The organism is Gordonia amicalis NBRC 100051 = JCM 11271 (assembly GCF_000332995.1).
Lineage (GTDB): Bacteria > Actinomycetota > Actinomycetes > Mycobacteriales > Mycobacteriaceae > Gordonia > Gordonia amicalis.
In genome coordinates, this window is sequence record NZ_BANS01000019.1 from 70,636 (window position 1) to 90,677 (window position 20,042).

Consider the following 20,042-nt stretch of genomic DNA (forward strand, 5'->3'; position numbering starts at 1 on the left):
GGTCAGGCCTCCGCAGCCTCGGCGGCGAGTGCCTCCCACTCGTCGACGAGGCTCGAATCGACCTCGCGGACCATGGTGCCGAGGTCGACGACGATCTGTTCGATCTCCGGCGTCACGGCGCTGGTCGGAACACCCTGGCGCAGAACCCGATAGCAGTCGGACAGGTAACGCAGCACGACGCCCTCACTCCGGGCCAGCCCGTACGCCGAGATCAGCTCGGTGAAGGTCATGGCCTTCTCCAGCATCTCGCGGAGCACCGACTTCGGGTTGGGTGGGAACGACGCCACCCAGGGGTGGCCGCGCCGATAGATCTCGAACGCGCCGAAGATCTCCTCGAAGAGGGGCTGCGGCCAGGAGATGTCCTCCAGACGCGACATCCGTTCCTCGTATTCGATTCCGTCGGCCTTCATCTCGGCGATCGCCGCGTCCCGGGCCACCTTGCGCTGGGCCAGCAGCAACGGCCGCGGGTTCTCGAGCGTCGACTCGAGAATCGAGATGACATCCAGCGCGTACGTGGAGGACTCCGGGTCGAGGATCTCGAACGTGGCCATCGCGAAGGCCGACAGCGGATTGGTCAGCGCGAAGTTCTCCGGCATGTCCACGCTCATCGCGATGTGCCGTCCGGTCTCATCGGGGGCGTCGAGCTGCACGACGATCCCGGCATCGCGCAGACCGCGGTACAACTCGATGGTGTGCTTGATGTGGCGCAGTTGACGATCACGCGGTTCGTGGTTGTCCTCGAGCAGGTGCCGGACGGCGGCGAAACAATCGCCGGGCCGACCGAGGACCTCGAGCAGCATCGCGGTGGTCATCTGGAAGTGCGACCGCAACGGTTCGTCGGGTGCGTCGATCAGCTGGGTGAAGGTCTTCTCGCCCCAGGACACGAAGCCTTCGGGAGGCTTGCGGCGCACCAGCTTCCGCAGCTTCTTGGGATCGTCGCCGGCCTTGGCGACGGCGCGGGCGTTCTCCACGTCGTGCTCGGGGGCCTGGGCCACCACATAGCCGACGGTGTCGAAGCCGGCCCGGCCGGCGCGGCCCGCGATCTGATGGAACTCCCGCGCCCGGAGGCGGCGGACGCGACGGCCGTCGTATTTGCTCAGCCCGGCGAACAACACCGTCCGGATCGGCACGTTGATGCCCACGCCGAGGGTGTCGGTGCCGGCGATGACCTTCAGCAGTCCCTGCTGCGCAAGACGTTCGACGAGGCGCCGGTATCGGGGGAGCATCCCGGCGTGATGGACGCCGATGCCCGACCGCAGCAGCTTCGACAAGGTGTTGCCGAAGCCGGTGGAGAACCGGAAGTCGCCGATGGCCTCGGCGATCGCGGCCTTCTGCTCCTTGTCGCAGATCTTGACGCTCAGCAGTGCCTGGGCGCGTTCGACGGCGGCGGCCTGGGTGAAGTGCACGACGTAGATCGGTGCACGTCCGCGCTCGACGAGATCGGCGATCGTCTCGTGGATGGGCGTCATCGCATAGTCGTGTTCGAGGGGCACGGGACGCTGGGCGCCGGTGACCTCGACCGTGTCCCGGCCGGTGCGGCGGGTGAGGTCGTCGACGAAGAAGGAGACGTCGCCGAGCGTCGCCGACATCAGCAGGAACTGGGTGGAGGGCAGCTCGATGAGCGGCACCTGCCACGCCCAGCCGCGGTCGGGCTCGCCGTAATAGTGGAACTCGTCGGCGACGAGCGTGCCGATGTCGCTGTCGCCACCGGCCGCCAGGGCGAGGTTCGCGACGATCTCGGCGGTGGCGCAGATGATCGGCGCGTCCGGGTTGACCGTCGCGTCACCGGTCAGCAGGCCGACCTGGTCGGCGCCGAACATTGCGCACAGCTCGAAGAACTTCTCGCTGACGAGGGCCTTGATCGGCGCGGTGTAGAAGGCGCGCTCACCCCGGCAGCGCGCGAAATACAGGGCGCCGGCGGCCACGAGCGACTTCCCCGAACCGGTCGGGGTCGCCAGGATGACGTGGCTGCCGGCGAGCAGCTCGAGCAGTGCCTCTTCCTGGTGCTCGTACAGGTCGAGGCCGCGATCGGTCCACCACTGCGTGTAGGTGTCGAGCGCCTGGTCCTCGTCGTCGACGGGCGCCAGGGCCGCCGCGCTCGCGGTCAGATCGACGATTGCGGTCCCTCGTCTCCGGGCTCGTCCTTCGAACTCTGCTCGGCGGCCTGTTCGGCGAGGAATCGTTCGAGCTCGGCACCGAGCTCGTCACCGCTGGGCAGCGACTCCTCGGCGGCCAGCAGCGACGCCCGTTCCTCGGCGGCCCGGGTGAAGGTGTCGTACTGGGTCTCCAGCGCGGCGACGACCGACTCGATCTCGCTGTTGCCCTCGACCTCGGTGTCCACCTGTGCGCGCACCTTCGCGGCGGCGCTCTCCAGCGCGGCGAGCGGCAGGTCCAGACCGGCCAGCTCGGCGACTGCACCGAGCAGTCGCGCGGACGCGGCCGGGTAGTTGGTCTGCGCCAGGTAGTGCGGCACGTGGACCGACAGGCCCGAGGCCCGGTAGTCGTGCTCGCTCATCCGCAGTTCGAGCAGCATCGAGGCACTCGCCGGCAGCTTCATCGCCGAACCCCAGCGGGGGAGGTTCCCCAGGGCGTCGGGGTCGCTGCCGTGTGCGGTGATCGACGGCGGGCGCGTATGCGGCACCGCCATCGGGATCGCATTGAGACCGATGACATCGGTGACTCCGAGTCGGTCGGACAGGCGGCGCACCGCGTCGACGAACTGTTCCCAGCGCAGGTCGGGCTCGGCGCCCGCCAGCAGCAGGAAGCCCTTGCCCGCGTTGTCGCGGATCGCGTGCAGCGTCAGCGCCGGCATCTCGACCTCGGTGAAGGTCTCCCCGCTGAACGAGATCGTCGGGCGCCGGGAGCGGTAGTCCATCAGCTCGTCGGAGGAGAACGTCGCGACCAGTTCCGACTCCAGGCTGTCCCGGAGATGGCCGGCCGCGAGCGCGACGGCGTGGCCGGCGTCGGCGAACCCCTCGAGCGCATGGATCAGAACCGGGCCCGTGCCATCGGCACGGGTGACCTGCGGAGCGGGAAAGGCGAGTTCGTACAGCGCGTCGTTCCGCGCAGGTTGCTCGTCCACGTCATCCCTCCTTGTACGTGGCAGCCGTGGCACAGCACGGCTGGATTCTCGTCATATGTCTCATTGTCTCGCACCGGGGTCGCGGTTGAGCACGGGCATCCGGCGAAACACCAACAATGCAACGACATCGCCGCGCCGGGGATTCCCGAATTGGGTGTGTCACCCGCGTGGGTGAGCGATCGCGGTGGCACAGTAGATCGCTGTGACCCCGGCAACCGTTACGCCCCGTACGTCTCGTGACCGCCGCCTGCGCGTGTTGGTGCTGGCCGCTGCCTGCACAGTTCTCGCCGGTGGCGTCCTGTCGGCGTGCTCGATCGAGGGCGACGCCCATTCGTCGAATCCGGACCTGTCGTCGAGGTCGGTGGCCGCCTCGGATTTCCCGGGTGGTCCGGCGAGCCCGATCCCGCCTCAGGCGGTGGCCAACGCGCTCGCCGACGTCACCGGTGGCCCGGCACCGGGACAGGGGAGCAACACCGAGGTGTCACCGGCCGAGTGCGCACCCTCACCGGTGTCCGCCGACGGCGCGGTCGCCCTTCTCGGTCCCGGGACCGCGGAACGATCGACCCTGACCACCGTCGTCGCACACGTCGACACCTCGCTCGCCGAGGTGGTGGACCGCGCCGAGAAATGCCCGGAACTGACGACGACGACCTTCGGTGCGTCGTCGACAGTGACCACGGAGGTCCTGCCCGCACCGCCGGCACCCGACGGCGTCGCGACCGCGACCATCCGTCGCACGATCGTCACCGGTGGCGGTACCGCGCCGGTGACCACCAGCTCGCTCGCCCTGATCGGCGAGCGCGACGGGGTGCGCGTGTACGCCGAATATCGTTGGCCCGCAGCAGGTCCGGTACCGGCGGAGGATTCGGCGGCGCTCGACGAGCTGTTCACGAAGGCGGTGTCGGCGGCCTTCGGCTGAGACCCGCCGGCCTGTGGACGGGCCGCGGAGGTTGTCCACAGGTCTCCCGGCTCGCCGTCGTGGGGGCTGGACACGACAGATGCTCTCGTGCATGCCCGGATTCTCGGCGTCCTCGCGCCTCTACCGTGACCCCATCGACCCGACGACGCTCCTGACGGCGATCCCGGCGCTGCTCGGCTTCCTGCCGGAGCGCTCGATCATCGTCGTCGCCTTCGCGCCCGACCGTGGGATCTCGGCCACCATGCGACATGACCTCGCCCTCGACGACACCGGGAACCCGACACCCGAGCTGTCCGCGGTGCTGGCGGACCTCGGATCGATCACACACTCCTATGGCGCCGAGGAGGTCGTGGCGATCGTCGCCGACGACCGTTATCCGGCCGACAGTGCGCAGTACCGGCGGGTGCTCGCGATCGCCGACCGGCACTTCGACGCGATCGGGGGCGTAGCTGCCGGATTCGCGGTGGCCGCGTTCGATCCCGGGGCGCCGTGGTCGGTCATCTGGTGTCCCGACGGGCAGGCGTGGTCGATCGACGTCGTCGACGACCACGGTGGAGTTCTCGACGATCCGCAGACCTGTCCGACCGCCATCGCCGAGGCCGTGAAATCGGGCCGCCGAATCCTGCCGCGCCGGTCGGAGATGCGGGCGATGCTCGAACCCGTCGACGGCGAATGCAGCGCCTCACGGCCCCGCCCGGACTGCGACGACTGTCGGGTCCTCCCGGTCGGGTCGCTGTCCGACGCACACCTGCTGGACCTGGTGATGGACTCGATCGCCGACGCCGGGGAGTCGCTGGACTGCACCGAGGTCGCGCTGCTGGAACAGGCCGTCGTACGACCCCGCACCCGCGATGCGCTGCTCGTCCTCGCGGTCACCGACCTACGGGAGGACGCCGAGCTGGTCTGGCGGGAACTCACCCGGCGACTCGCCGGGCCGGGACGGGCCGGGGCCGCGACCCTGCTCGCGCACCTGCACTACATCGGTGGGGAAGGGGCCTACGCGGGCGTCGCCCTCGACGTCGCCCTCGAATCCGACCCGGATGCGGGGCTCGCCGGACTCCTCGACGGCTGCCTGCGCTCGGGAGTCCGACCCGGCAAACTGTGGGAGATGATCGACGGTTCGTACGCCACCGCCCTGGCGCTCGGGGTGCAGATGCCGGAGATCACCCGGCGCGCTGCCGGGTGATCTCCGAAGTACTCTCGCGTCAGACCTGTACTGCCTCAGACCTTCTCGACGACCTTCTCGACGAACACCGAGTGCGCCATGTCCGGGGAGAGCTCCAGGCCCTCGTGCCCGGGCGTGTTGATCGTGATGATGCCCGCGGAGTTGGTCACCGTCACCCGGGCGTTCGGCACCACTCCGGCCTCCCGCAGCTGCGAGATGAGACCCATGTCGGACTGTGCGTGCTCCGACAGGCGCCGCACGATGACGGCCACGGTGTCGCCGGCGGGCAGATCTGCGATACGGGTCGCGCCGTCGTCGGTCGTGGGCACCTCGACGCCGAGCAGTTCCAGACCCGGGATCGGGTTGCCGTAGGGCGAGGTCGTCGGGTACTCGAGCACGGCGAGCAGACGACGTTCGACGTTCTCGCTCATGACGTGCTCCCAGCGGCAGGCCTCCTCGTGGACCTGATCCCAGGGCATGCCGATCACATCGACCAGGAGCCGCTCGGCGAGGCGATGCTTGCGCATCACCGCGACGGCCAGCGAACGGCCGCGCTCGGTCAGCTCGAGGTGGCGGTCGCCCGCGACGCGCAGAAGTCCGTCGCGCTCCATCCGGGCAACGGTCTGGGACACGGTCGGACCGCTTTGGTCGAGGCGCTCGGCGATGCGCGCCCGCAGCGGCACGATCCCCTCTTCCTCGAGGTCGTAGATCGTCCGCAGATACATCTCGGTGGTGTCAACCAGATCGTTCACTGTGCCCAATCCCTTTCGTCCCCGCCAAGATTACCCTGTTTACCCACGGTGACCGCCCTCTCAGGGGCCGTCGTCGCGTCACCACGACCCTGACGGTACGCACGTGTGGTCGAACCGACATCGCTCACCCGGCCGCGACATGAACCACTAGCCTGAACGTGTGACCGACACTTCTGCGACGGCCGTCATCTGGAGCGAGGACTTCCTGTCCTACCGGTGGGCCCACACCCACCCGATGAACCCCGTGAGGCTCGCGCTGACGATGACCCTCGCCCAGAGCCTCGGCGTGCTCGACGACGTCGAGACCGTCCCGCCGCAGGCCATCGACGACGACGCGCTCACCGTGGTGCACACCCGCGACTACATCGACGCCGTCCGCGCGGTGGGTTCCGGGACCGCGTCGCTGTCCGGTCCGCTCCTCGAGCGGCTGTTCGGACTCGGCGACGCCGACAACCCGGTGTTCGCCGGGATGCACGAGGCCGCCCGGCTCCTCGTCGGCGGCACTCTCGCGGCCGCGCAGACCGTGGCCTCCGGCGCTGCGACCCGCGCGGTCAACATCGGCGGCGGCATGCATCACGCGATGCGGGCACGCGCCGCGGGCTTCTGCATCTACAACGACTGCGCGATCGCGATCAGATATCTGCTGGACAAGGGATTCGACCGGATCGCCTACATCGACGTCGACGCCCATCACGGCGACGGCGTCCAGGTGGAGTTCGCGGCGGATCCGCGGGTGATGACGGTCTCGCTGCACCAGCATCCGGCGACGCTGTGGCCGGGGACCGGCTGGCCGACGGAGGTCGGCGACGGCGACGCGCAGGGGAGTGCGGTCAACCTCGCGCTGATGCCCAACACCGAGGATCGGCTGTGGCTGCGGGCCTTCCACGCCGTCGTGCCGTCGCTGATCGCCGAGTTCAAACCGCAGATCATCGTCAGCCAGTGCGGCGCCGACAGTCATCGCGCCGACCCGCTCACCGACCTGTCGCTCACCGTCGACGGTCAGCGCGCGGCGATGATCGCGATGCGTGAGCTCGCCGACAAGTACTGCGAGGGGCGCTGGATCGCGGTCGGCGGCGGCGGATACGGCGTGGTCAACGTGGTGCCGCGCAGCTGGACCCACCTTCTGGGCGTGGCGCTCGACCGCGAGGTGGACGTCACCGCGGCCATCGACGAATCCTGGTGCGCCACAGCCGAACAGATCTCGACGCAGGTGCATTCCGACTACGCCCGGCCACCGGTCGGGGTGATGGGCGACGGCGGTGACGTCGACTATCAGCCGTGGGACGGCGACGCCGGCCAGGAGCCGCCCGAGGGGGTGAGCGCGACGGCACAGCGACAGACCGATCGCGCCATCCTCGCGACCCGCCGCGCGGTGTACCCTCTGCACGGTCTCGACCCGGAGGATCCCCGTGACTGATCAGGACGTGTCGTCCAACCCAGAGCGCAGCACGACCCCAGAGCGCAGCACGACCCCAGAGCACTCCACGACCCCACAGCACTCCACGACCGCGCCGCAGGCGTTGGCCGATCAGCCCGAACCCCGTGGCGCCTGGGACTATCCGCGGCACTGGATAGCCGACGTGCTGGCCTCCGACGGTGGCGTCGTGCACCTGCGGCCCATCGTGCCCGACGACGCCGACCGGATCGTCGCCTTCCATTCCAAGCTCTCCGAACGAACCCGCTACATGCGGTACTTCGGCCCGACGCCCACCCTGCCGCCCCGTGAGGTGGCGCGGATGACGACCGTCGACCACCAGCAGCGCGTCGCGATCGTGGCCGTGCTCGGTGGCGAGATCATCGCCGTCGGCATCTACGAGGGACTCGCCTTCGACGGCAAGCCGGAGTCGGCCGAGGTCGCCTTCGTCGTCGCCGACGAACACCAGGGCCGCGGCCTCGGACCGGTCCTGCTCGAACATCTCGCCGGCGCCGCGGCCGAGAACGGTTTCACCCGCTTCGAGGCCGAGGTACTCAGCGAGAACCCGAACATGGTCGCCGTGTTCCGGGACGCCGGCTACCAGCTGGCCCGCAGCTTCGACGGCTCGACGGTGCACGTGGAGTTCCTGATCGACCCCACCGAGGCACTGCTGTCGGTGCGCAACGCCCGCGAGAACGCGTCGGAAGCCCGCAGCGTCGCGAACCTGCTGCGCCCGACCTCGGTCGCGGTGATCGGCGCGTCGACCGACCCGAACAAGGTCGGAAACGCGCTGCTGGCCAACATCATCGCCGGTGGGTTCACCGGTCCGGTCTTCCCGGTGAACGGGCCCGCCCGAGTCGAGGAGGAACCGCCGAGCCCCGGCTCACCGCGCCCGGGCCGCCCGACGTCGCCGAACCGGCGGCGCACTCACGAAGGCCCGCCGTCGGTGCGCGGCATCCGCGCCTACGAGACGGTGCGCGACATCCCGGATCCGGTGGACCTCGCGGTGGTCGCGGTCCCGGCGTCCCGGGTCAACGACGTCCTCGACGACTGCCTGGTGAAAGGCGTGCGGACCCTCGTCGTCGTGTCGTCCGGTTTCGGTGACTCCGGCGAGGAGGAGGGTCTGGAGAACGAGCGGCGCCTCGTCGCGCAGGTCCGCGAACACGGCATGCGGCTCGTCGGCCCGAACGCGCTGGGCGTGGCCAACAACGACGCCGGTATCGCGCTGAACGCCACGCTCGCGCCGCGCATCCCCGCCGCCGGCCGGGTCGGGTTCTTCTGCCAGTCCGGCGCGTTGGGCATCGCGATCCTCGACACCGCCGCCCGGCGCCAGATCGGGTTGTCGACCTTCGTCTCCGCCGGGAATCGCGCCGACGTCTCCGGCAACGACCTGCTGCAGTACTGGGACAGCGACGCCTCGACCGATGTGATCCTGCTCTACCTCGAGAGCTTCGGTAACCCGCGGAAGTTCTCCCGCATCTCCCGCCGGGTGTCGCGGGCCAAGCCGATCGTGGCGGTGAAGTCGGGCAGGGGAGCGATGAGCCCGGTGCGCGCGGCCCGGTCCGCGGCCAACTTCGACGACCAGATCGCGCGCATGATGCTCGAGCAGGCCGGTGTCATCCAGGTCGACACGATCCCCGAATTGTTCGACTGCGCGGCGTTGTTCGCCTATCAGCCGCTGCCGCGCGGACCCCGCGTCCGCATCATCGGCAACTCGTCGGTGCTGGGCAGCCTCGCCGCCGACCAGGCCCGCAACGGTGGCCTGGAGGTGGTCGACAACATCGATCTCGGCGCGGGGGCGACGGAGGAACTGTTCGAGGACGCCGTGTCGGCGGCGATGACCGACACCGGCGTCGACGCGATCGTCGTCGTCTTCGTGCCGCCGGTGGCCGTCGACGCCGACTGGCACGCCCGCGCACTCATGGCCGCGGCCAACACCCCCGGTGCCGACGGTGCCAAACCGATCGTCACCACGTTCCTCGCGGTCGAGGGTATCCCGCCGGGCCTCACGAAACCCGGCCCGAACGGTCTGCCCGAACGCGGCTCCATCCCGTCCTATGCCAGCCCGGAGCGCGCCGCGGCGGCTCTCGCGCGCGCCTGGCAGTACGCCAAGTGGCGGATGCGGCCGGAGTCGGGCGTCCATCGGGCCGAGGGCACCGATCCGGAGGCGGCCCGCATGTACGTCCGCGAGGCGATGGACTCCGACGGCTCGTCGTCGGACCGTCTTCTCGGCCAGGTCGAATCGGCGAAGCTGCTGCGGTGGTACGGCATCTCGGTCGTCCCGTTCCGTGAGGTCACGACGATGCACGAGGCGTCGGCGGCGGCCCGCGAACTCGGCTTCCCGGTCGCGGTGAAGGCGACCTCGTCGAAGTGGCGGGGACGTCTCGACCGCGAGGGCGCCCGGCTCGACCTGCCCGACGCGACCGCGGTCGTGAACGCCTTCGCCGAGCTGCGTGAGCTGACCGGCGACCCCGTCCTGCACGTCCAGAAGATGGCACCGAAGGGCGTCGGCACGGTCATCCGAGTCCGCGACGACGAGTCCTTCGGTTCGGTGATCTCGTTCGGGCTGTCGGGACGGACCTTCGACCTGCTGGGCGATCACGGGTACCGCGCGATCCCGCTCGCCGAACTCGACGCGCGGGAGCTGATCGACGAGCCGCGATCGGCGCCGCTCCTCAACGGCTACCGTGGCGAGGCGCCGGCCGACAAGGAGGCCCTCGTCGATCTGCTCCTACGGATCTCCACCCTGGTCGACGACATCCCCGAGGTGCGCGAGGTGCTGTGCGACCCGATCCTCGTCTCGGTGGACGGCGCGTCGGTGCTCAATGCCCAGATACGCGTCGGCCCGGTGCCCGACAGGCGGGACACCGGACCGAGGCGGTTGAGCTAGGAGGCTCTCGAGCCAGTGGACGTCAGCTGGCGTAGGCGCGCAGACGCTCGGCACGGTCGCCGGCGCGGAGCTTGCCCATGACCTCGCGCTCGATCTGCCGCACGCGCTCGCGCGACAGCCCGAACATGCGGCCGATCTGATCGAGGGTGCGCGGCTGGCCGTCATCGAGGCCGTAGCGCATCCGGATGACCTGCTGTTCACGCTCGTCCAGGGTCGCCAGTACCGCACGGATGTCCGAGTGCAGCAGACCGGCGATGACGGCGTTCTCGGCGGAAGTGGCCTCGGCGTCCTCGATGAAGTCGCCGAGCGGGGCCTCCTCGTCGCTGCCGACCGGCATGTCCAGGCTCACCGGGTCGCGGCTGTGGTCGAGCAGATCGGCGATCTTCTCGGCCGGGATGCCCGACTCGCTGGCCAGTTCATCGTCGGTGGCCTCGCGACCGAGCTGCTGGTGGAGCTCACGCTTGATGCGGGCGAGCTTGTTCACCTGCTCGACGAGATGGACGGGGAGCCGGATGGTGCGGCTCTGGTCGGCCATGCCGCGGGTGATCGCCTGGCGGATCCACCACGTCGCGTAGGTCGAGAACTTGAAGCCCTTCGCGTAGTCGAACTTCTCCATGGCGCGGATCAGACCCAGGTTGCCCTCCTGGATGAGGTCGAGGAGCGGCATTCCGCGACCGGTGTAGCGCTTGGCCAGCGAGACGACGAGACGGAGATTCGCCTCGAGCAGGTGGGACCGTGCGGCCTCACCCTCGCGGACGATGGTCGCCAGGTCGCGCTTCTTGGTTGCCGAGAGGCGCTTCTTGGTTGCCAGGACGTGCTTGGCGTAGAGGCCGGCCTCGATCTGCTTGGCGAGTTCGACCTCCTGCTCTGCGTTGAGGAGAGCAGTGCGTCCGATCCCGTTGAGGTAGACGCGGACGAGGTCCGCGGCGGGTGACTGGGCGTCGAGATCCTGTTCCGTCATCGCCGGGCGGGTGCCCGGGGCGGACGGATCCGCGAAACCTGTGGTCGGGGTCGAACGTGCAACTGTCGAGCGTGACATGCGGCCTCCTGACTTGAATACGTTCACTGGGTCCAACGTCCATGCGTTGGCGATAGTTCCCGAAAGTGATTCGTCGCAAACCCGGAGGAGGCTTGGTGACCTGCGAAGACTTTCACCGATTCGCAGGGACGGCTGAGAAGTTGCTGAGATGTCGGGCGCGGGGGAACCCACTGCGGTCCCGCCCAGTCGGTCGTCGGGATCGACGGTGACTCAGTCGTCGTCGGGATCGACGACGTGACCGTCGACGGTGCGGTGGGGGAGTTGCTGTTCGGTGCGCGAGAGGGCGGGCGGGCCGACGACGTGATGATCGGCGCCGTACTTGTAGAGCGGAACCTCACCCCGCTTGCGTGGCGGCCGGTCGTTGGCGATGAGCACCGCCATCCAGGGCAGGGGGATGGAGACGGCGACGATGGCCAGCGCAAGAAGCCCCGAACCGGTGAGCGAGTAGGCGATGCCGGCGATGATCAGCGCGGGGACGCGGAACGCCATCATGATCAGGTACTTGCGGACACGGGCCTTCTGCTGCGCCTCGAGGGAGTCCTGGGCGTCGGTGATCAGGAAGGTCTCGGCGGGCACGGCCGGATGTTCCGACCTGCCGAAGCGCTTCGAGTCCTCGTGGTGGCCGTGCGGCTCGTTGCCGTTCGCGCCCATGGAATCCCTTTGTTCGAACACCCTCTCCACTGTCCCACTTTCGGTTGCTCTTTGCACTCACGGATTCCGGGCCCGGGTGCCGCCCTGTGCCGGATGCGCAGCGACCTCTCTGTGCCCCGGGTGCCCCGGTGACGCACAATAGAGCAATGGCAACTGAAACCATCGAACGCCCCGATCTCGACGAGTGGACCGACACCGAGACCGACGAGCGGTCCGAAGCCGACGCCACCGACAGCAGTGACGACGACCGGCCCAAGTTCTTCCACTACGTCAAGAAGGACAAGGTCGCGGAGAGCGCCGTGATGGGCAGCCACGTCGTCGCGCTGTGCGGCGAGACCTTCCCGGTGACCCGGGCGGCCAAGCCGGGTTCGCCGGTGTGCCCGAAGTGCAAGAAGATCTACGCCAAGCTGCGCAAGTAGCCGAGCGGGCGCCGGGACCGGTCAGTCGCTCCCGCGGTCACGCGTGGGCCGGCGGATCGGTCCCGACGACAGCCGGTCGGGGATCGTCTTGAGCTGACCGGTGATGTCGGAGGTCTGCGAGTTGACCCAATGCCGGACCTGGGTCGTCGTGGACGCCTTGGCCGGCCAGAACTGCTGCACCGCCGCGTTGAACTCGGCGCCGATGACGATGCCGAAGCCGAGCGAGAAGGTGAACAGCAGGAAGGCGATGGGCGTCGCCAGCGCACCGTAGGACACGCCGGCCTCGGTGATCTTCGTCAGGTAGATGCGCAAGACGTAGCTGGCGACCCAGAAGAAGACGCCCGCGACGATCGCGCCGCCGATGAGCCGGTGCCACGGGAGCGGATTGGGCAGTGCCAGGTGGTAGAGCGTGGTGAGGACGAACAGCAGCAGGACGGCGACGAACGGGAAGTAGCCGTAGTCGATGAGTGTGGTCACGAACGATCCCCATGACGCGGGCACGATGGCCCGCAGATAGTTCGGTCCGAGGGCGACCAGCGGCAGCAGGAACACCGCCACGAAGAGGAAGCCGACATAGAGGAACAGCGCGAAGAAGCGCTGCCACACCGGATGTCGGACCTCGTGCTGGTCGTGCGCCTTAGTGATCGAGGCGATGAAGCACGACATCGCCGAGGAGCCCGCCCACAGCGACAGGATGAAACCCACCGACATGAGTCCGATGCGGCCCCGGCCCAGCACACTGTCGACAGTCGGGGTGATCAGGTCGTCGACGACGGTCTCGGTGAAGGTGCGCTGCGCGAATTCGATGATGCGGTCGTAGACGATGTCGACGGTGCCGGGGCCGAACCAGCCCGCGACGTAACCGACCGAGCCGAGGAGCCCGAGCAGTAGCGGGGGCAGGGAGAGCGCCTGCCAGAACGCGGCCTGCGCCGCCCAACCGATGATCCCGTCGTCCCAGGATTTCACGATCGTGCGCCACACCACCCGGTGGATGTTGGGCAGTACCGGGGGGCCGGGTTCGTCCTCGGTGCCGTCGGGGTCGGCCGGCTTCGCGCGGCTCGCGGGGACGGGTTCGTCGACGCCTTCGGGCTTCTCCTCCTTCTCGGCATCCTCGGGCTTCGCCTGCTTCTCTCCTCCGGTCGTCTTCCTGGGGGATTCGGGCACGACGGGGACGTCTCGCGATGCAGGAGCGGTGTCGCCGGGCGCCGAGGTGTCCCCGACGAACGGGGCGGGCCGGCGAGGAGTTCGGAACGGGGTGTCGAGTGGACTGGTGTCGCGCGGACTGGTGTCGAGCGGAGCGGTCACGGCGTTCGACGGATTCGGACACACGGCAGCCACCGGCGACGTCGCGTCGCCGGACAGCGGTACCGGGTTCCTCTTTCGCGTTGTGATGAGTTCAATATCCCCGATCGAGGGCCCAGAAGGGTACCCGGGTCACCAGGCGCGTCGTTCGGAGTGACCACACGGGGATGCCCACGCGGCTGTCGGCGAGCCGCGTCGAGGGGGTGTCGCGATGCGGGCGCGGGGCGGCCCCGGCGGTACGATTGCCGGGTCCCCTTCGGCGCGGGTCCTCCCAACGCGAGGGGTCATTTCATGCCCGGTAGGGAATCCGTACGCCGTCAGGAGCAGCACACACGTGACGTCAGCCGAACCCTCCACCAGCGCCGGGACCGAAGCCGCGGCCCCCAACCGGCCTCAGCTGCGTGCGTGGCAGCGCCGTGCACTCACCAAGTACCTGACGCGCAAGCCGAAGGACTTCCTCGCGGTGGCGACCCCCGGCGCCGGTAAGACGACGTTCGGTCTACGGGTCGCCCGCGAGTTGCTCGACGACCGCACCGTCGAGCAGATCACCGTCGTCGCGCCGACCGAGCACCTCAAGCACCAGTGGGCGGAGGCGGCCGCGCGCGTGGGTATCGCACTGGATTCGCGTTTCTCCAACTCGGCCGGTCAGACCAGCTCCGACTACAACGGCGTGGTCCTCACCTACGCCCAGGTCGCGGCACACCCGACCAAGCACCGTGTCCGCACCGAGAACCGGCGGACCCTCGTGATCCTCGACGAGATCCACCATGGCGGCGACGCCAAGTCGTGGGGCGAAGCGATCCGCGAGGCCTTCGACGACGCCGAACGCCGACTGCTGCTCACCGGTACGCCGTTCCGCTCCGACGACTCGCCGATCCCGTTCGTCGTCTACGAGCCCGAACCCGGCGGAAACCAGCGTTCCAAGGCCGACCACACCTACGGCTACGCCGACGCCCTGAAGGACGGCGTCGTCCGTCCGGTGGTGTTCCTCGCGTACTCGGGTGAGGCGAGCTGGCGGACCAGCGCCGGTGAGGAGTTCACCGCTCGTCTCGGTGAGCCGCTGTCGGCCGAGCACACCGCCCGGGCCTGGCGGACCGCCCTGGATCCCCACGGCGACTGGATCCCCGCGGTCCTCACCGCCGCTCACACCCGGCTCGGCCAGCTGCGTGCCAGCGGCATGCCCGACGCAGGCGGTCTGGTCATCGCGACCGACCAGTCGACCGCCCGCGACTATGCCGAACTGCTCACCGCCATCACCGGCAAGCAGCCGACCCTGGTCCTCTCCGACGACCTCAAGTCGTCGTCGCGGATCGCTGAGTTCTCCGCGTCGAAGGACGAGTGGATGATCGCGGTGCGCATGGTGTCCGAGGGCGTCGACGTGCCGCGGCTCGCGGTCGGCGTCTACGCCACCAGCTCGTCGACGCCGCTGTTCTTCGCGCAGGCGATCGGTCGATTCGTGCGGTCGCGGCGCCCCGGCGAGACCGCGAGCGTGTTCCTGCCGTCCGTCCCGGTGCTGCTCGACCTCGCGAGCCAGATGGAGGCCCAGCGCGACCACGTCCTCGGGAAGCCGCACCGCGAGAGCGACGGTCTCGACGATCAGCTGCTGATCGACGCGAACAAACAGAAGGACGAACCGGGGGAGGACGAGCCGGCGTTCCAGTCGCTGCACGCCGACGCCGAACTCGACCAGGTCATCTTCGACGGCGCGTCGTTCGGCACGGCGACCTTCGCCGGCAGCGACGAGGAATCGGACTATCTCGGCCTGCCGGGGCTCCTCGACGCCGACCAGGTGCGGGCACTCCTGCAGAAGCGCCAGGCCGAGCAGGTCGTGTCCCGGACGTCGGCCCCCGCGGCGGAGTCCGCGTCCGAACAACCGGAGCCCGGGCGCGCTCCCGGCACCACGGGGGAGAACCTGCACGCGCTGCGCAAGGAACTCAACACCCTGGTCGCCATGCACCATCACCGCACCGGCAAGCCGCACGGCATGGTGCACAACGAGCTCCGAACCAGGTTGGGCGGTCCGCCGACGGCGATGGCCAGCGCCGAGCAGCTCAAGGAACGCATTGCCGCACTGCGGACGTGGCGCTGACCGACACCGGAACCGAATACGAGAGAACCCGGCCGGATGATCCGGCCGGGTTCTTCTTCGTCTGTGGCTGTCGCCCGTCAGGCCATGACGATGTCAGACCAGTTCGCCCGCGGCTTCGACCACGGTGGCGCTGAGCTCCACCAGGCGGGCTTCGTGCTCGTTGAAGTGATGACGGCAGAAGAGAAGCTCGCCGCCCTTGGGCAGGACGGCACGTACCTTGGCTGCTGCGCCGCAGCGATCACAGCGATCGGCGGCGGTGAGCGGCAGGTAGATCGGGGCTGTGGTGGCGATGTCAGTCATGGTTCCTCCGTCCCGGTCCGGCGCCGGTGTCCGGTCGCCTTCCCTTCGAGCCGACACATCCGGGCGATGCGTCAACCTCACTCTGTCAGACGTTCGGCGGGTTCGTATTGTTCCGGCAGGTGCCACCGGTGTGTCGTCACTCACCGTTTACCTCGGGCAACAATGTGACAACGTCTGCCGGAAACCGTCAGGGCGTGGTCAGCCGGCGGGGGTCGGCGCCTGGGAGCCCGCCGCATCGGAGTCCGCATCCGGCACCTGCGCATCGGTGTCGGCGCCGACGAGCGTCACCTCCTGCTCCTCGCGGAAGTGCGTGATCGCGTCTGAGGACTCGTTCTCGCGGTCGCGCAGGTATTCGCGGAGCGAGTAGGCGAAGGCGGCCGCCCACCCGAGGGCGATGACGACATAGAAGATGTTCCGCACGCCGCCGGGGGCGTCGATGAAGTCGCTCTTGAGCAGGCTGCGCGTGTTCGTCAGGACGATGAGGCCGCCGACCGAGGCGCCGAGCAGGCGCGGCGGGATGTGGCGGACCAGCCAGGCGGCGATCGGGGCGGCGATGACACCGCCGACGAGAATGGCGCCGACCCAGGCGAAGTTGATGCCCTGCGAGCCGAGGCTGAACAGGAAGCCGAGGCTCGCGGCGACGGCGATGATGAACTCACTGGTGTCGATCGAACCGATCACCTTGCGGGGCTCGAGCCGGCCACTGGCCAGGATCGCCGGGGTACCGACCGGCCCCCAGCCGCCGCCACCGGTGGCGTCGACGAAGCCGGCGACGAAGCCCAGCGGGCTCAGGAAGCGTTTGCGCAGCGGCTTGCCGAGGTTGTGACGGGGGATGCCCTGGAAGGTGAAACGGATCAGGATGTAGAGCCCGAGCAGCAGCAGGATGACGGCCATGAGGGGTGCGGCCGCCTCGGTCGACAGATTGGCGAGAATCGTCGCACCGAGGAAGGCGCCGATGGCACCCGGGATGGCGATGCGGCGGACCACGCGCCAGTCGACGTTGCCGAACTTCCAGTGGGAGACACCGGACACCAGCGTGGTGCCGATCTCGGCGAGGTGGACGGTGGCCGACGCCGCAGCCGGGTTGGTGCCGATCGCGAGGAGCAGCGTGGTGGTGGTGACGCCGTAAGCCATACCGAGGCTGCCGTCGACGAGCTGAGCGGCGAGGCCGACGAGGCCGATCAGGACAATCGTTCTCATGGAGGATCTTTCGGGGCTGGCACGTGGTCAGGGCGCGCCGAGGCTGGGACGAGCGCACGAAGGGCTCGCGATGACGGGTGGGGACAGGACGGTCCCAGGTGGGGTCGGTCGCATCAGCGACACAGCATCGAGGCCACCCGCAGCAGATCGACGGTGGGACGGGTCACCAGAAGGGGACCACTCGCCAAGAGGGGACCATGGGGGCTGCTCCCGGACGACGTCAACGCATACGGCACCGGGTCAGCGTACGCAGTAACCTGCGGAAACAGAATCTTCCGGCCCGTCTCGGAATCTATCCGCGTACAACCCTTGACAGAAGTCGAGATGCCCTGCTCGACACGGAACCGGGATCCGGCCCCGACAACGCATTCGCCCCCGTCGCCGAGTGACGGCAACGGGGGCGACGGAGAGTGCGTGACTAGTCCAGGTAGTCCCGGAGGACCTGCGACCGCGACGGGTGGCGCAGCTTGGACATCGTCTTCGACTCGATCTGGCGGATGCGCTCACGCGTGACGCCGTAGACCTGGCCGATCTCGTCGAGGGTGCGCGGCTGGCCGTCGGTGAGACCGAAGCGCAGACGCACGACACCCGCCTCGCGCTCGGAGAGCGTCTCGAGGACCGACTGCAGCTGGTCCTGGAGGAGGGTGAAACTCACCGCGTCGACCGCGACGACTGCCTCGGAGTCCTCGATGAAGTCGCCGAGCTGGCTGTCGCCTTCGTCGCCGATGGTCTGGTCGAGAGAGATGGGCTCCCGGGCGTACTGCTGGATCTCCAGCACCTTCTCCGGGGTGATGTCCATCTCCTTGGCGAGCTCCTCGGGCGTCGGCTCGCGGCCGAGGTCCTGGAGGAGTTCACGCTGGATTCGGCCCAGCTTGTTGATGACCTCGACCATGTGCACCGGGATGCGGATGGTGCGGGCCTGGTCGGCCATCGCGCGGGTGATGGCCTGGCGGATCCACCACGTGGCGTAGGTCGAGAACTTGTAACCCTTTGTGTAGTCGAACTTCTCGACCGCGCGGATCAGACCGAGGTTGCCCTCCTGGATGAGATCCAGGAACGCCATGCCGCGGCCGGTGTAGCGCTTGGCGAGCGAGACGACCAGTCGGAGGTTGGCCTCGAGCAGGTGGTTCTTCGCACGGTTGCCGTCGCGGGAGATCCAGTTCAGGTCGCGCTTCTGCGCGGTGCTGATCTTCTCGCCGGAATCCATCATGCGGCGAAGACGTTCGGTGGCGAACAGGCCGGCCTCGATGCGCTTGGCCAGCTCGACCTCTTCCTCGGCGTTGAGGAGGGCGACCTTGCCGATCTGCTTGAGGTAGGCACGCACGCTGTCGGCCGACGCGGTGAGCTCGGCGTCCTTGCGGGCCTGGCGAAGTGCCTCCGACTCCTCTTCGTCCCAGACGAAGTCGCCGGACTTGGCGGCGGGTTCGGTCTTCGCCGACTCCTTGGCCGGGGTCTTGGCGCCGGCGGGTGCCGTTTCGGCTTCCTCGTCCTCGGCGTCGTCCTCGTCGTCCTCGTCGTCGACCTCGAGATCGTCGTCGATCTCGACGTCCTCGAGATCGGCGTCGGGACCGTCGATGTCGTCGATCGAGTCCGGGTCGTCGGGCTCGGCGTCGGTGTTGTCCACACCCTCGGCGGAGGTGGCCTTCTTGGCAGCCTTCTTGGGGGCTGCCTTCTTGGTGGCCTTCTTCGCTGCTGCCTTCTTCGCAGGCGCCTTACGGGCAGCGGTCTTCTTCGCAGCCTTCTTGGCGGTCCGCTTGGCCGGGGCTTCGGTCGAGGCGGTGGTCGACTGGGTTTCGTCGGCCTCGGCGTCCCCCTGGCGGGTCTTGATGGCTGCCACGTACAACCTTTCGAACTTCTCTTCTGCGGTGTCTTTGTCGGGTCTTGTGAGACGTGACACGGCAGCACGAGCCGCCGTGGACAAGGGCTTGGTTTCTCGGTTCAGATGACCGGTGACGACCATTGTAACGACATCGGCAGGTCCGATGTGACAAAGCCCTGGTCAATCCAGGCGCGGCCTAGGTTTTGAGGCCTTGTGAGACGGCCATCGCCGCGCCGACGATCCCGGCGGTGTTCAACAGCGTGGCCGCCACGACCGGGGTCTGGTTGGTGAGCAGCGGGATCCACTTGTCGGCCTTGCGGCTGATGCCGCCGCCGGCGATGAACACCTTGGGCCAGAACAGTGCCTCGTAGGCCTTCAGCACGTCGGAGACCTTCTCGGTCCACTTCTCGTAGGACCAGCCCTTCTCTTCCTTGATCCGCGAGGACGCCTGGTGCTCGGCCTCCTTCTTGCCGACCTGCATATGGCCCAGCTCGGTGTTGGGCACGAGGTTGCCGTTGATCAGGATCGCCGACCCGATGCCGGTGCCGAACGTCAGCAACATCACCACGCCGTCGACACCTTTGCCGGCGCCGTAGGCGTCCTCCGCCATCCCGGCCGCGTCGGCGTCGTTGAGCACCGACACCGCGCGTCCGCCGAGGTGCCGGCTGAACAGTTCGTAGACGTCGGTACCGATCCACCCCTTGTCGATGTTGGCGGCGGTCCGCATGATGCCCTCGGTGACCACGCCCGGCAGGGTGATGCCGACGGGACCCGCCCAGTCGAAATGGGCGACGACCTCGGCGACGGCGGCTGCGACCGCCTCCGGGGTGGCCGGCTGCGGGGTGAGCACCTTGAATCGATCGCCGACGAGTTCACCGGAGTCGAGATCGACGATGCCGCCCTTGATTCCGGAGCCGCCGACGTCGACGCCGAAGCCCAGATGAGTGGGTGACGGCGAATCGTCGGTGGCGGGCGTTTCGGTCATGGCGGAGTCCCCTTCC

The 20,042-nt window shown here is 68.7% G+C and carries 16 protein-coding genes; 6 read left to right on the top strand and 10 right to left on the bottom strand.

What is annotated here, in order from left to right:
• Positions 1 to 2: 2 nt before the first annotated feature.
• Together GOAMI_RS10525 and GOAMI_RS10530 are read right to left on the bottom strand one after the other, a co-directional pair.
• Positions 3 to 2,108: a DEAD/DEAH box helicase gene (locus GOAMI_RS10525; protein ID WP_035760358.1), complete on the bottom strand. Its 2,106-nt coding sequence runs from the start codon at positions 2,106 to 2,108 to the stop codon at positions 3 to 5.
• Complete coding sequence (locus GOAMI_RS10530; protein ID WP_006436479.1) at positions 2,105 to 3,082, bottom strand: PAC2 family protein; 978 nt, start codon at positions 3,080 to 3,082, stop codon at positions 2,105 to 2,107. The genes GOAMI_RS10525 and GOAMI_RS10530 overlap by 4 nt, the downstream gene beginning before the upstream one ends.
• Positions 3,083 to 3,335: 253 nt before the next feature.
• Here GOAMI_RS10530 and GOAMI_RS10535 point away from each other — a divergent pair, with 253 nt between their 5' ends.
• The gene (locus GOAMI_RS10535) at positions 3,336 to 4,001 is read left to right on the top strand and encodes a hypothetical protein (protein ID WP_040004747.1); all 666 of its coding nucleotides are present in this window, start codon (positions 3,336 to 3,338) and stop codon (positions 3,999 to 4,001) included.
• A 91-nt stretch (positions 4,002 to 4,092) separates the two neighbouring features.
• Positions 4,093 to 5,187, top strand: a complete 1,095-nt coding sequence (locus GOAMI_RS10540) for a DUF4192 domain-containing protein (RefSeq protein ID WP_040004757.1) — start codon at positions 4,093 to 4,095, stop codon at positions 5,185 to 5,187.
• A 35-nt stretch (positions 5,188 to 5,222) separates the two neighbouring features.
• On the opposite strand, the gene GOAMI_RS10545 is transcribed toward GOAMI_RS10540, so the two are convergent.
• A complete protein-coding gene (locus GOAMI_RS10545) occupies positions 5,223 to 5,918 on the bottom strand; it encodes an iron-dependent transcriptional repressor DtxR (RefSeq protein WP_006436482.1) in 696 nt (231 codons plus the stop codon).
• 160 nt (positions 5,919 to 6,078) lie between these two features.
• Between GOAMI_RS10545 and GOAMI_RS10550 the strand changes: the two genes are divergently transcribed.
• Both GOAMI_RS10550 and GOAMI_RS10555 read left to right on the top strand, forming a co-directional pair.
• Positions 6,079 to 7,335, top strand: a complete 1,257-nt coding sequence (locus GOAMI_RS10550) for an acetoin utilization protein AcuC (RefSeq protein ID WP_006436483.1) — start codon at positions 6,079 to 6,081, stop codon at positions 7,333 to 7,335.
• Positions 7,328 to 10,222, top strand: coding sequence for a bifunctional acetate--CoA ligase family protein/GNAT family N-acetyltransferase (locus tag GOAMI_RS10555; protein ID WP_006436484.1), 2,895 nt, complete (start codon positions 7,328 to 7,330; stop codon positions 10,220 to 10,222). The genes GOAMI_RS10550 and GOAMI_RS10555 overlap by 8 nt, the downstream gene beginning before the upstream one ends.
• 22 nt (positions 10,223 to 10,244) lie before the next feature.
• On the opposite strand, the gene GOAMI_RS10560 is transcribed toward GOAMI_RS10555, so the two are convergent.
• Positions 10,245 to 11,183: a sigma-70 family RNA polymerase sigma factor gene (locus tag GOAMI_RS10560; RefSeq protein ID WP_174324729.1), complete on the bottom strand. Its 939-nt coding sequence runs from the start codon at positions 11,181 to 11,183 to the stop codon at positions 10,245 to 10,247.
• Positions 11,184 to 11,471: 288 nt separating this feature from the next.
• Complete coding sequence (locus GOAMI_RS10565; RefSeq protein WP_006436486.1) at positions 11,472 to 11,912, bottom strand: DUF3099 domain-containing protein; 441 nt, start codon at positions 11,910 to 11,912, stop codon at positions 11,472 to 11,474.
• Between the two features lie 146 nt (positions 11,913 to 12,058).
• Here GOAMI_RS10565 and GOAMI_RS10570 point away from each other — a divergent pair, with 146 nt between their 5' ends.
• Complete coding sequence (locus tag GOAMI_RS10570; protein WP_006436487.1) at positions 12,059 to 12,331, top strand: DUF3039 domain-containing protein; 273 nt, start codon at positions 12,059 to 12,061, stop codon at positions 12,329 to 12,331.
• 21 nt (positions 12,332 to 12,352) lie between these two features.
• Here the strand turns inward: GOAMI_RS10570 and GOAMI_RS10575 are convergent, their stop codons facing one another.
• Positions 12,353 to 13,669 carry a YihY/virulence factor BrkB family protein gene (locus GOAMI_RS10575; RefSeq protein ID WP_006436488.1) on the bottom strand — a complete coding sequence of 439 codons (1,317 nt, stop codon included), beginning with the start codon at positions 13,667 to 13,669 and terminating at the stop codon, positions 12,353 to 12,355.
• 298 nt (positions 13,670 to 13,967) lie between these two features.
• On the opposite strand from GOAMI_RS10575, the gene GOAMI_RS10580 reads away from it, so the two are divergent.
• Positions 13,968 to 15,722, top strand: a complete 1,755-nt coding sequence (locus GOAMI_RS10580) for a DEAD/DEAH box helicase (RefSeq protein ID WP_006436489.1) — start codon at positions 13,968 to 13,970, stop codon at positions 15,720 to 15,722.
• A 93-nt stretch (positions 15,723 to 15,815) separates the two neighbouring features.
• Here the strand turns inward: GOAMI_RS10580 and GOAMI_RS10585 are convergent, their stop codons facing one another.
• From GOAMI_RS10585 to ppgK, 4 genes are all read right to left on the bottom strand, one after another.
• Positions 15,816 to 16,022, bottom strand: coding sequence for a DUF7455 domain-containing protein (locus GOAMI_RS10585; protein WP_006436490.1), 207 nt, complete (start codon positions 16,020 to 16,022; stop codon positions 15,816 to 15,818).
• Positions 16,023 to 16,220: 198 nt separating this feature from the next.
• Positions 16,221 to 17,222 carry a sulfite exporter TauE/SafE family protein gene (locus tag GOAMI_RS10590; RefSeq protein WP_006436491.1) on the bottom strand — a complete coding sequence of 334 codons (1,002 nt, stop codon included), beginning with the start codon at positions 17,220 to 17,222 and terminating at the stop codon, positions 16,221 to 16,223.
• 418 nt (positions 17,223 to 17,640) lie between these two features.
• Positions 17,641 to 19,182 (bottom strand): RNA polymerase sigma factor, encoded by a 1,542-nt coding sequence (locus GOAMI_RS10595; protein WP_081598228.1) that lies wholly within the window; start codon positions 19,180 to 19,182, stop codon positions 17,641 to 17,643.
• 55 nt (positions 19,183 to 19,237) lie between these two features.
• Positions 19,238 to 20,026, bottom strand: a complete 789-nt coding sequence (gene ppgK, locus GOAMI_RS10600; protein ID WP_024498516.1) for a polyphosphate--glucose phosphotransferase — start codon at positions 20,024 to 20,026, stop codon at positions 19,238 to 19,240.
• Between the last annotated feature and the right edge of the window lie 16 nt (positions 20,027 to 20,042).

What these genes read in the sequence shown, in the direction of transcription:
- GOAMI_RS10590 (WP_006436491.1), bottom strand. Translation starts at nt 17,222, where the DNA reads ATGAGAACGATTGTCCTGATCGGCCTCGTCGGCCTCGCCGCTCAGCTC.
- GOAMI_RS10570 (WP_006436487.1), top strand. Translation starts at nt 12,059, where the DNA reads ATGGCAACTGAAACCATCGAACGCCCCGATCTCGACGAGTGGACCGAC.
- GOAMI_RS10540 (WP_040004757.1), top strand. Translation starts at nt 4,093, where the DNA reads ATGCCCGGATTCTCGGCGTCCTCGCGCCTCTACCGTGACCCCATCGAC.
- GOAMI_RS10560 (WP_174324729.1), bottom strand. Translation starts at nt 11,183, where the DNA reads ATGACGGAACAGGATCTCGACGCCCAGTCACCCGCCGCGGACCTCGTC.
- ppgK (WP_024498516.1), bottom strand. Translation starts at nt 20,026, where the DNA reads ATGACCGAAACGCCCGCCACCGACGATTCGCCGTCACCCACTCATCTG.
- GOAMI_RS10585 (WP_006436490.1), bottom strand. Translation starts at nt 16,022, where the DNA reads ATGACTGACATCGCCACCACAGCCCCGATCTACCTGCCGCTCACCGCC.
- GOAMI_RS10565 (WP_006436486.1), bottom strand. Translation starts at nt 11,912, where the DNA reads ATGGGCGCGAACGGCAACGAGCCGCACGGCCACCACGAGGACTCGAAG.
- GOAMI_RS10595 (WP_081598228.1), bottom strand. Translation starts at nt 19,182, where the DNA reads ATGGTCGTCACCGGTCATCTGAACCGAGAAACCAAGCCCTTGTCCACG.